Annotated in this window: 8 protein-coding genes; 2 read left to right on the top strand and 6 right to left on the bottom strand. The window is 63.3% G+C overall.

Features of this window, described 5'->3' with window-relative positions:
• Window positions 1–144: 144 nt before the first annotated feature.
• From GIW02_RS26225 to GIW02_RS26200, 6 genes are all read right to left on the bottom strand, one after another.
• Complete coding sequence (locus GIW02_RS26225) at window positions 145–2586, bottom strand: penicillin acylase family protein (protein WP_236418863.1); 2442 nt, start codon at window positions 2584–2586, stop codon at window positions 145–147.
• 228 nt (window positions 2587–2814) lie between these two features.
• A complete protein-coding gene (locus GIW02_RS26220) occupies window positions 2815–3459 on the bottom strand; it encodes a glutathione S-transferase N-terminal domain-containing protein (RefSeq protein WP_236418864.1) in 645 nt (214 codons plus the stop codon).
• A gap of 105 nt (window positions 3460–3564) precedes the next feature.
• Window positions 3565–4350: an ABC transporter ATP-binding protein gene (locus GIW02_RS26215; protein WP_236418866.1), complete on the bottom strand. Its 786-nt coding sequence runs from the start codon at window positions 4348–4350 to the stop codon at window positions 3565–3567.
• The gene (locus GIW02_RS26210) at window positions 4347–5405 is read right to left on the bottom strand and encodes a FecCD family ABC transporter permease (protein ID WP_236418867.1); all 1059 of its coding nucleotides are present in this window, start codon (window positions 5403–5405) and stop codon (window positions 4347–4349) included. Before GIW02_RS26210 ends, GIW02_RS26215 begins: the two co-directional genes overlap by 4 nt.
• A 137-nt stretch (window positions 5406–5542) precedes the next feature.
• Window positions 5543–6658: an ABC transporter substrate-binding protein gene (locus tag GIW02_RS26205; RefSeq protein ID WP_236418869.1), complete on the bottom strand. Its 1116-nt coding sequence runs from the start codon at window positions 6656–6658 to the stop codon at window positions 5543–5545.
• 25 nt (window positions 6659–6683) lie between these two features.
• Window positions 6684–9065 (bottom strand): TonB-dependent siderophore receptor, encoded by a 2382-nt coding sequence (locus GIW02_RS26200; protein WP_236422187.1) that lies wholly within the window; start codon window positions 9063–9065, stop codon window positions 6684–6686.
• Between the two features lie 196 nt (window positions 9066–9261).
• On the opposite strand from GIW02_RS26200, the gene GIW02_RS26195 reads away from it, so the two are divergent.
• Both GIW02_RS26195 and GIW02_RS26190 read left to right on the top strand, forming a co-directional pair.
• A complete protein-coding gene (locus tag GIW02_RS26195) occupies window positions 9262–9972 on the top strand; it encodes a response regulator (RefSeq protein WP_236419935.1) in 711 nt (236 codons plus the stop codon).
• Window positions 9969–11281 (top strand): ATP-binding protein (locus GIW02_RS26190; protein ID WP_236422185.1); only part of this gene is annotated, 1313 nt, incomplete at its 3' end. The genes GIW02_RS26195 and GIW02_RS26190, both read left to right, overlap by 4 nt.

Here is an 11281-nt window from a genome sequence, read left to right as displayed (position 1 = left end):
CTATCTGATTGCATGCGATCAAATGTGGGAGGGGGCTTGCTCCCGATGGCGGTGTATCTGTCACTGATTTGTTGACTGACACATTGCCATCGGGAGCAAGCCCCCTCCCACATGTTTGACCCGGTTCCTTCAGGTAGAACCAGATTATTTACCCGGCGTCAGGGTCAGCCGAGCCTTCCCATACACCTTCTCGAAGTTCTGCGGCTGCATCGGGAAGCTCAGGTATTGCGCCTTCAGCGACGGGTCGATGCCATTGGCATAGTTCGGGCTGGCCGGGTTGCCGGACTGGCCGGTGCCGCCCTGGCCCATCATCGGTTCCACTTGGCCGAAGTCGACGATCATGCGCAGCGCCGGCACCTGGGTAGTGCCGAAGTCCTGGCCCCAGTTGTAGGGCGCAGGGTTCAGGGTGTTGTGGTCACCGCCGGACGCCAGCGGGCCGCGAATCACTTGGCCGTTGGTGTTTTTCCAGGTGGTGGTGTGCAGTTTGCCCCACTGCCAGGCCTTGTGATCGGCACCGAGCAGGCTGTCGCCGGTGCTGATCGCGGCCGCCAGGCTGCGGGCGAGGATCGCCGGTTTGTCTTCTTTCTGCGCGGTGCGTGCGTCGTCCCAGAATGGGCTGTCTTCGCGGCCCAGCAGGTGGTCGGCCTGGGCGGCGTAGGACAAGCTGGCGTTGCTGACAAAGGCTTTCCAGCTGGCGCTGGTTTCCGGGCCCAGTTCGTCGAGGAAGATCTGTTTGGTGCTTTCCTGCAGGAACAGCTCGTAGATCGCCGCGTCGGCGGACGTGGCCGCCAGGCGACCATCGAAGGCCATCAGGCGACTCAGCGCTTCGCGGGCCTTGGCCTGTTCGGACGCCGGCAGTGCGTCAATCGCCTGTTTCAGCGGCTGGGCCATGCCCGGCGCCTGGAACATGGTCTTGAGTTTGGCGGCGAACGTAGTGGTCTGGTCGTACTGCATGGCGATCACGCTGCGGCTGTCATGCTTGCCGGCATTGGCCAGTTGCGCCAGGCGCTCGCTGCGCTCCGGCGCATCCCACGAGTTGGAGAGCTGCATGCCGTAGCCACGCGGCGCGGTGCGCTGGTTGGCGGTGCCGATCCAGCCCTGGGCCGGGTCTTGGTCGTAGGGGTGCAGCATCGCGTCGGCGTAACCGTCCCAGTCAAAGCGCGTGTCCCAGCCCGGCGAGGGCAGCAGGCCTTCGCCCTCGCGGCGGTTGGGGAAGCGGCCGGTGACCTGCCAGCCGATGCTGCTGGCGTCGGCAAACACCATGTTCAAAGCAATTGCGCGGATGGTGCGGGTCGCGTCCGAGGCCTTGCCGGCGTTTTGCGCGCGGGACAGGTCGAAGAACGCGTCCAGGCTCTTGTCATCCTTGAAGTCGGCACTTTGCAGGGCCAGGCCCAAGCCGCTGGTGAGTGCCTGGCTGCTGTTGAGCAGTGCGCCGTGGCGGGTTTCGTACACCACTTCGCGGATCGAGCGTTGGCCTTTGACGAAGAAGGTTTCGTTGCGCACCCCTGCCGGCAGCCATTTGCCGTTGTTCTCGTAGTACAGCGCATTGCCCTGGCGTTTGACCTTCTCCAGGAACAGGTCCTGGGTGTCGCCCTTGACCGTGCTCATGCTCCACGCGACCTTGCCGTTGAAGCCGGACAACAGGGTCGGCAAGCCGGCGATCGAGGCACCGGCCGCCTGGTATTTGGGCGCGCGGATCTGCACGTAGCTCCACGGCGACGGCGCTTGCGGCTGGGCGGCGAGGTCGCCGGCCAGCAGGCTTTTACCGCTGCGGCTGCGCTGCGGGCCGATGGCCCAGTTGCTCGACGTGGTCACGGCCAGCGAATTCAGGCGGCTCAATTGCTGGCCCACCGCGTCCAGCCCGGCCAGGCCGGTGATCTGGCCCAGGTTCAGGCCTTTGAGTTTTTCGGCTTCGGCCAGCGGGATCGGTTCGTCCGGCGCGCTCGGCGTGAGCCAGGCGAGTTTGTCGACACCAACCTTTTGCGCCAGCACCAGCGATGAAATCTCTTCCTGCAGGTTGGCTGACTCGCTGAAATTCAGCAGGCAGAACAACAGCGCCGAATCTTCCGGCTTCCAGTATTCGGGCTTGTAGCCGGTCTGGGCCAGGTCCGGCGGCAGCTTGTCGCGGTAGCGGAACAGGTAGGCGTTGACGCCACGGGCATACACTTCAAAGAAGCGCTTGAGGCGCGGCGACGCGGCGCCATACAGCTCGCCGGCGCTTTTTTTCAGGTTGACCGCACGCATGAAACGGTCGACATCCAGCACCTCGGGCCCCGACATTTCTGCCAGACGGCCTTGGGCCAACAGGCGCAAGGTGACCATCTGGGTAATGCGATCGCTGGCGTGTACATAACCGAGGCTGAACAGCGCGTCATGGAAGGTGTTGCTTTCGATCAGCGGCATGCCCTGGGCATTGCGGCGCACCGACACGTTCTGTGCCAGGCCTTTGATCGGCTGCACGCCGGCAACCGGCGGCAGGGTGTCCTGGGTGCTCTGGAGCTGGCAACCGGCCAGGCTTAATGCACTGGCCACTGCCGCGGCAACGCCGAACCGGGGAAGAAAATGTGAGAGGGCTGGCGAGGCCATGGCAAAGCTCCTGCGGGGGGTAGCGTCAGTAAAGGCGCTACGTTAGTGAGCGCGGCGAAACGACGCAAGCGGGAGTTTGGGTTAAGCGTTAGATCTTGAGTCTGGCTCAAATCAAATGTGGGAGGGGGCTTGCCCCCGATAGCGGTGTATCAGCTACAAATAAGCTGACTGACACACTGCAATCGGCAGCAAGCCCCCTCCCACATTTTGACCGTGCAAGCCTTCAGGTCAGGCCTTAAGCGGATTCACTTTCTGCACCAATTCATACGCCCGAACCGTCGCCGGGCGCTCCTTGATGCTGTTGAACCAGCGGTGCAGATGCGGGAAGTCCTCCAGCCGTTGGCTCTGCCACTTGTGGGAAACGATCCACGGGTAGATCGCCATATCGGCGATGCTGTAGTCCTCACCCGCCACAAACGCGCGGTCCGCCAGGCGACGGTCGAGCACGCCGTAGAGACGCGCGGTTTCATCCACGTAGCGCTTGATCGCGTAGGGGATCTTCTCCGGCGCGAACTGGCTGAAGTGATGATTCTGCCCCGCCATCGGCCCCAAGCCGCCCATTTGCCAGAACAACCATTGCAACGCTTCCTGGCGACCGCGCAGGTCTTTGGCAAGGAACTGGCCGGTCTTTTCTGCGAGATACAGCAGGATCGCGCCGGATTCGAACAGCGAAATCGGTGCGCCGCCGTCGCTCGGCTGCTGATCGACGATGGCGGGGATGCGGTTGTTGGGCGCGATCTTGAGGAAGTCCGGTTTGAACTGCTCGCCCTGGCCGATGTTGATCGGGTGCACCTCGTAGGGCAGGCCGGCTTCTTCCAGGAACAGCGATACTTTGTGACCGTTGGGGGTAGTCCAGTAATACAGATCGATCATGAAGCTCTCCAAAAGGGGGGATGCTTGAGCGGGTGCCTGTAGGTATAGGTGATGTTCGGCGTAAGAAAATTCAATGAAATATTTACGCCTAAGGTTAGAAGCCTTTCACACCGCTCCGTCCACCAGCACCTGCAACGACTGCTGCGAACACCGCTCGATACGCACCTGCACGCCATACACCTCGGCAAACAGCGCCGGGGTCAGCACTGCGTCCGCCGCGCCGCTGGCATACAGGCGGCCCTGGCGCAGCACGGCGATATGGTCGGCAAACCGCGCGGCGAGGTTGATGTCGTGCAGCACCACCACGGCGATCAGGTGGTGTTCGCGCACCAGGCCAAGTACGCAGTCCATGACTTTGAGCTGGTAATTGAGGTCGAGGGCGCTGGTGGGTTCGTCCAGCAGCATCACCTGGGGGCGGCGCGCGATCAGTTGGGCGAGGCTGACCAACTGGCGTTGCCCGCCTGACAGCGTGCTGAGCAGTTGGTCGGCCAAATGCGCGATGCCGATGCGCTGTAACGCGTCGAAGGCCTCGCGCAGGCAAGCTTCGCTGGACAGGGGAATGCCGTCCACATTGGCCACGCGCAGTGCGGCGATCACGCTTTCCATCACGCTGAGGCTCAGGCCCGGCGGCAGGTTTTGCGGCATGTAGGTCACGCGTCGCGCGCGCTCGGCAACCGACATGGCCGACAGGTCAAGGTCGCCCAATCGCACCACGCCTTGTAACTTTTCCAGCCCGGCCACGGCACGCAGCAAGGTGGATTTACCCGCCCCGTTGGGGCCGATCAAGGCCGTCAGGCTGCCATGGGGCAGGGGCGGCAAGCTCAGGTCGTGCACAATCTGCCGCCGCCCGTAGCTCACATTGGCGTTGGATACCGCCAAGCCCGTACTCATAACTGCCTCCCACGCTTGAACACCAACAGCACGAAAATCGGCACCCCCACCAGGGCGGTGACGATGCCCACCGGTACGATCACGCCGGGCATGATCAGCTTGCTGGCAATCGACGACAGCGCCAGCAGCAGCGCGCCGGTCAAGGCGCTGGCCGGCAGCAGGAAGCGCTGGTCTTCGCCCACCAGAATCCGCGCGATATGCGGACCCACCAGGCCGATAAATCCGATCGTGCCTACGAAGGCCACGGCGGTGGCCGACAACAGGCTGATGCGCAGCAACGAGAAAAAACGCAAGCGTTTCACGTCCACGCCAAAGCTTTGCGCACGGTCTTCACCCATGCGCAGCAAGGTCAGGCGCGGGGCGGCGGCGAAGGAAAACGGCAACACCAGTGCGACCACCAGGGCCAGGATGCCGAGCTTGTCCCAGTTGGCGCGGGTCACACTGCCCAACGTCCAGAACACCAGTTGCTGCAGCACGTCCTCGGTGGCCACCAGTTGCAGCAAGGCCACCACCGCGTTGCAACTGAACACCAGTGCGATGCCGAACAACACCAGGCTTTCCACCCCGGCGCCGCGCAGGCGTGACATGGCTTGCAGCAAAAACACCGAGGCGGCGGCGAAGATGAACGCCGAGATGGAAATCGCGGTGTTGGCCGACACCCACAGCGTGGTCACCGGAAACACGATGACCAGTGACGCGCCCAGCGCCGCCGCCGATGACACGCCCAAGGTAAACGGGCTGGCCAGCGGGTTATTCAGGATCGCCTGCATTTCGGCGCCCGCCAGCGACAGCGCGCAGCCCACCAGCACCGCCATCAGGGCATAGGGCAGGCGTACATTCCAGATGATCACCTGGTCGGTGGCGCTCAAGTGGGACGGGTGCAGCACGCCGTCGAGCAAGGCCAGCAGGCCCATGCCCGACGGGCCGCTGGCGAGGTCCACCAGGATGGCGCAGACCAACGCCGTGCCGAGCAGGCCCAGCAGCCAGGCACGCCGCGCCAGCAGGCGGCGGTAGCCGTGGGTGGCGCTGGCGAGGTCGAGGGTTTGAGTGGTCATGTGGCTCCACAATCTTGAACAAGATGAAGTTCCAAGTGTGGGAGGGGGCTTGCCCCCGATGGCAGTGTGTCAGCCAATAAAGGTGTGACTGAACCACCGCCATCGGGGGCAAGCCCCCTCCCACATTTGCTCATTGACTACTTGGATTTCGCATCTATCCAATAAGCACCCTGCAACGGCAGGCCCAGGAACTGCTGGTTGATCTGCGCCATGGTCGCCTGCGGGTCGAGCTTGGCGAACAGCTCCGGGTGCACCCACTTGGCCAGCGCTTCAATCGCCAGCAGGTTGTACGGCGAGTTGTAGAAGTCATGCCACAGGCCGTGGGCATTGCCTTCGCGGATCGCACGCAGATTGGCGAACTCGGGGCGCGCCAGGACCCGCTCCAGGGCTTCGTGGGCTTCGTCGTCGCCAACGCCTGCGCCCAGGATCAGGCCGGGTTTGCGGTTGCCGGTGGCGACATACACATCCGGGTCCGCCTTGAGCGCGTATTCCACGCTGATATCGCCCAACGCGCCCGGCACCACGCCGGCGGCGATATTGCGCCCACCCACCAGGGCGATCAGTTCACCCATGCCGCTCTTGCCGGTGGTGTGCCCCGGCGCCTGCCAGACGCCGGCCAGCAACTCCAGGAACACGCTCGGGCGCGGCTCGGCGGGCAGGGTGGCGACGGCATCGGTGATGAGCTTGATGTGTTGGTCGTAGAACGCCAGGAACGCCTTGGCCTGGGCTTCACGCCCCAGCGCCTGGCCGAGGGCAGTCAGGCTGGTGTGGGTGCCCTGGATCGGGTTGATACGAAAGTCGACAAACACCACCGGGATGCCGGCCTTGGCCAGTACATCGGCCACCGGGCTGTGTTCGGTGGGGCCGTGGCCTGAGATGCTGAACACCGCCAGGTCGGGTTTCAGTGAGAGGATTTCCTCGGCACTCACACTCTGCTCCGACGCTTGCCCGATCAACGGGATGTCTTTGACCGTCGGGAATTTGGCCACATAGGCGTTGTAGGTGTGCTGGTCCAGCAACCTCAAGTCGTTCTGCCAGCCGACGATGCGCGCGAACGGCGCGTCTTTGTCGAGCAAGGCAAATGCCGAAATCAGCCGTCCTTCACCCAGGACCACGCGCTTGACGTGGTCTTTCACTTCGACCTTGCGCCCCAGCACGTCGGTGACTTCATGGGCGGCGGCGGTTTCGACGTGGCCCAGGACCAACGCGGCGAACAGCACGCCGAGTTTGAGCACGTTACGGGGTTTCAGCATGGCGCTAGCTCCTGATGCGGGAAAGTTAGAATTCATAATCGACACTGGCGGTGAGGGTGCGCCCGGCGCCCGGTATGCCATACAGCTGGAAGCCGTCGAGGGAGGCGCCGACCTGGCTGTAATAGAAGGTGTTGAACACGTTGTTGAGGTTGAGGTTGACCGTGGTGTCCTGGTTCACCTTGTATTGCGCCGCCACGTTGCTCAGCCAGTAACCGGGGGCCTTTTCGTGGTCGCGGGTGTAGATCGCATACACGCCGGCCGGGCCGTTGGCGTAGCTGCTGTTGTTGTTCAAGCCGCCGACATATTTGTTGTCGGTGTAGCGACGTCGGCCGACGTATTGCTCGCCGTAGCTGAGGCTCAGGGCGTCGGTGACGGCGTAGGTGGTCCACAGGTTGGCGGTCAGGTCCGGAACGTTCTTGGCTTCTGCGCCTTTATTGATGCCTTTGGTCTGCCTGCTCTTGAGCGCCGAGAAGCCGCTGTAGGCGGTCCAGCGTGGCGTGATGTTGCCTTGCAGGCCGAGTTCTATGCCGTCCACGCGCTTGGCGGGCAGCGCGCGCACCGGGGCGGACTCGCCGTCCTGGTACTCCCAGGCGTTGTCCAGTTCGGTGCGAAAGATCGCCGCCGTGACATTCAGCCGGTCGTGGGCGATGTCCCACTTGGTGCCCAACTCGTAGGTCTTCGATTTGGCAGGGCTGTAATTGCGCGTGCTGGCTGCGCCGTAGATCTGGTTGTTGGTGGACGCGCCCAGCGCCGACGGTTGCGCCGCTTCGCTGTAGGACACATAGATGCTGCCATTGGGCAGCGGCTTGTACACCGCGCCGACGCGACCGCTGACCGCGCCATCGGTGCTGCTGATGCTGGCCTGGCCGCGCTGGCGGGTTTGTGCGCGCCAGTTGTCGTAGCGCAGGGAACCGAGCACTTGCCATTGCTCATTGAGGGTCACGGTGTCGCCCAGGTAGAGGCCGGCGTTGTCGATCACCGAGCGCGGGTCGCCTTCGCCCTTGGTCACGTAGGTGCTGGGGAAGCTATGGCTGGGGTCGTTCATGTCGAACAGCAGGTTGCCGGCCGGCACCTCGGCGTTGCGTTTCAGGCCGCCGTAGGTCTCGTGGTAGAACTCCAGGCCCGAGACCACCGCGTGTTGCAGGCTGGCGGTGTTGAACGTGAAGGCAAAGTCGGTCTGGTTGTCCAGGATGGTGTAGCGCTTGGACAAACCAAAGTCGCTGCCGCGCAGGATGCCGTAGGCAGTGTTGCTGTTATTCACGTAGTCGGTGTAGGCATTGACGGTACCGCCCGGCACTTGGCTGATCGGTCCTACGCCGGTGTAGCCAAGCGTCGCACAGCGGTTGCCGGTGCAGGTTTTGTTGCCACTGGCGTCGGCGGCAAAAAAACGCGCAGGCGAGAGCACCGCGAAATTGTCGCTGCGTTCCCAGCGCGTCTGGTTACGCAGGTTGGCGTCGTTCCAGTCGAAGTCGTGTTCGAGGCGTGCGGTCAGCGAGGTGGTTTTGTTTTCCTGGGTGTAGAGGTTGGAGTCGCCGTACCAGTTCGAGCGTTTCACCCCGGGCATGCGATCGCCGTGGGTGCCGCGCTGGATCGGCACGCCGCCATCCGGGGTGTTGGTGTCTTTTTGGTAGAAGGTGTCGATGAACACGCGGGTGTCGGTGCCCAGGCCGAAGCCGAACGAGGTGGCGATGCCCCAGCGGTCGTAGTCCACGTCGTCGCGCTCGGACACCTGGTTGTAATGTTTCATCAGGTTGATGCGCACCGCAGTGGTGTCGTTGAGCTGCTTGTTGAGGTCGGCGGTGAGGCGGCGGTAGCTGTGGGTGCCGATGCCGGCCGAGACCTTGTTGGCATCGCCCAAGTGCGCTTCCTTGCTGACCAGGTTGACGCTGCCGCCCACGGCGGATACCCCGGACTCGATGGACCCGGTGCCCTTGAACACTTCGGCCTGTTGCAGGTTGAAGGTGTCGGTGCGCGTCGACATACCGGCATCGCGCACGCCGTCGACCGTCAGGCTCTGCTCGGAAGAAAAGCCGCGAATCGAAAACAGGTCGCCCCAGCCCAGGTTGCCCTCGCCGGACATGAACGTGATGCCCGGCACATTGCGCAGCACTTCCTGCAAGGTCTGCGCGTTCTGTTCTTTAAGCACCTGCTGCGGCACGATGGTCACGCTCTGCGGTGCGTCCAGCAGCGGCTGGCTGATTTTTGCCGAGGTCACGCGGTCCACCTTGAAGGTGGAAGTGGCTTCACCGTCGACCTTGATCTGCGGCAGGTTCAGCACTGAATCGTCGGGCGTGACGGCTGCAGTATCGGCCCAGGCGGTTGGTGCCACGCTGCCGGCAGCGAGAAAACCGAACATCGGCGCCAGGGTCGTGTGCAGCGTGTGGCGTTGGGGGGTGGGCAAGGACATGGGCTACTTCCGAGTCTAAATTACAATTACTCTCATTTAGGTTCGGTAGTCTAATGAGCGATTCCGCCCGCCATTCCAGGGCTTTGTATCGCTGATGCGTGATTATGGTTTCCCACAACATTCCATTACATTTGCGTACACCACTGGCTGAACTTTCGGCTATCTCCTGCGTTTTGAGTTTTCGGATTGACTGCCCATGGCCAAGCAAGACCACTTGTTGATCGTCGATGACGACCCGCAAATCCGCCAGCTGCTCTGCGACTACCTGAGTGATGCCGGTTTCCAGGTGTCCACTGCCGCCGACGGCAAGGAAATGCGCCGCCGCCTGGCGCTGAATGTGATCGACCTGATCGTGCTCGACCTGATGCTGCCCGGCGAAGACGGCCTGAGCCTGTGCCGCGAGCTGCGGGTCAGCTCCAACATCCCGGTGGTGATGTTGACGGCCAAGGGCTCATTGATCGACCGCATCGTCGGCCTGGAAATCGGCGCCGACGACTACCTGCCCAAACCCTTCGACCCCCGTGAATTGCTGGTGCGGATCAAGGTGGTGCTGCGCCGGGTGCAGAGTTTTCCCGATCGCGCGCGGCTGGATGAAGCGCCGAGCATTCGCTTTGCCGGTTGGCAGCTCGATACACGGGCGCGGCAATTGCTGTCGCCAGAAGGCGTGGTGGTCAGCTTGGGCAATTCGGATTACCGCGTGTTGCGCCTGCTGTTGCAGCACCCCAATCGGCCCTTGAGCCGCGACTTTTTGCTTAACCACGTGTTCGACAAGGACAGCACCCCGTTCGACCGCTCCATTGACGTGTGCGTCAGCCGCCTGCGCTCGCAACTGCCGACGGGGCTGATCAAAACCGTGCGCAACGAGGGTTACATGCTCACCGCCGATGACGTGGTGCTGGACACGTGAGGCTGCTGCCGCGCTCGCTGTTCGGGCGGCTGGTGCTGATCCTCGTCAGCGGCATGCTCGCGGCCCAGGCCCTGACCAGCAGCATCTGGTACGACCGCCGCCATGGCCAGGTGCTGGAAATTCCCGCGCGGTTGATCGCCACGCGGCTGGCGGACGTAGTGCGCCTGGTGCACAGCGACCCGCAGCAGGCCGACCAGTTGATTCAACTGCTGGATACGCCGCACTTTCACCTGACCTTGAGCGACCAGGCCAGCAGTACCCCCAGCACGCTCACCGACAGCGACCGGCCCACCGAGCGCCTGCTCAAAAAGGTGCTGTCGGAAAAAACCGGCTATGCCCAGACCCTGATCCTGCTGCGCCTGTCTCTGGTAGACGGCGCAGGGCAAACCGCCGGGCTCTCGACGTTGCTCGGTTCCAAGCCGGTGGTGGGCCAGTTCCTGATCGACCTGCGCTTGCCCGACGGGCGCTGGTTGCAGGTGGACGCCAGAGAAGAACAGGGCTGGACCAGCACCTCGCCGCTGGACTTGCTGTTCGACTACGTGATGCGCATCTACCTGCTGCGCGTAGCAGTACTGGTGGTGATCGCCCTGGTGGCGGTGCGCCTGGCCATCCGCCCGCTCAATGCCCTGGCCAAGGCGGCCGAAGCGTTGGGGCGGGATATCCAGCGCCCGCCGTTATCGGTGGATGGCCCCACTGAGGTACGCCGCGCGGCCCAGGCCTTCAATGCCATGCAGCAGCGGCTGATCGCCAATATTGCCGAGCGCACGCGCTTTCTTGCGGCGATTTCCCACGACCTGCGTTCACCGATCACACGCCTGCGCCTGCGCACGGAGATGCTCGACGACACGCCTGCCAAGGAGCGTTTTCGCAGCGACCTGGAAGAAATGGAACACATGGTGTCCAGCACCCTGGATTTTGTCAGCAGCGGCGAGATCAACGAGGCGCGCCAGAACATCGACATCAACGCCCTGCTGCAAAGCTTGCAGGCGGACCTGCAGGACGTGGGCGAAAACGTGCTGATCGAGGGTCGCGCCAGGCAACCCTTGCCGGGGTACGCGCGCAGCCTCAAGCGGTGCGTGCAGAACCTGCTGGAAAACGCGGTGCGCTATGGCAGTGACGTGGTGGTGCGGGTCGAGGACCAGGCGGACAGTTTGAACATCGTCATCAGCGACCGTGGCCCGGGGATTCCCCAGGAACAGCTGGAGCAGGTGATGGAGCCGTTCTACCGCGTGGAAGGCTCACGTAATGCCGAGACGGGGGGGTATGGATTGGGGTTGAGTATTGCGCACACGATTGCGCGGGCGCATGG

This window comes from Pseudomonas syringae, from assembly GCF_021606685.1.
GTDB classification, from domain to species: Bacteria; Pseudomonadota; Gammaproteobacteria; order Pseudomonadales; family Pseudomonadaceae; genus Aquipseudomonas; species Aquipseudomonas syringae_R.
This window is presented reverse-complemented; position numbering and strand designations above follow the sequence as displayed.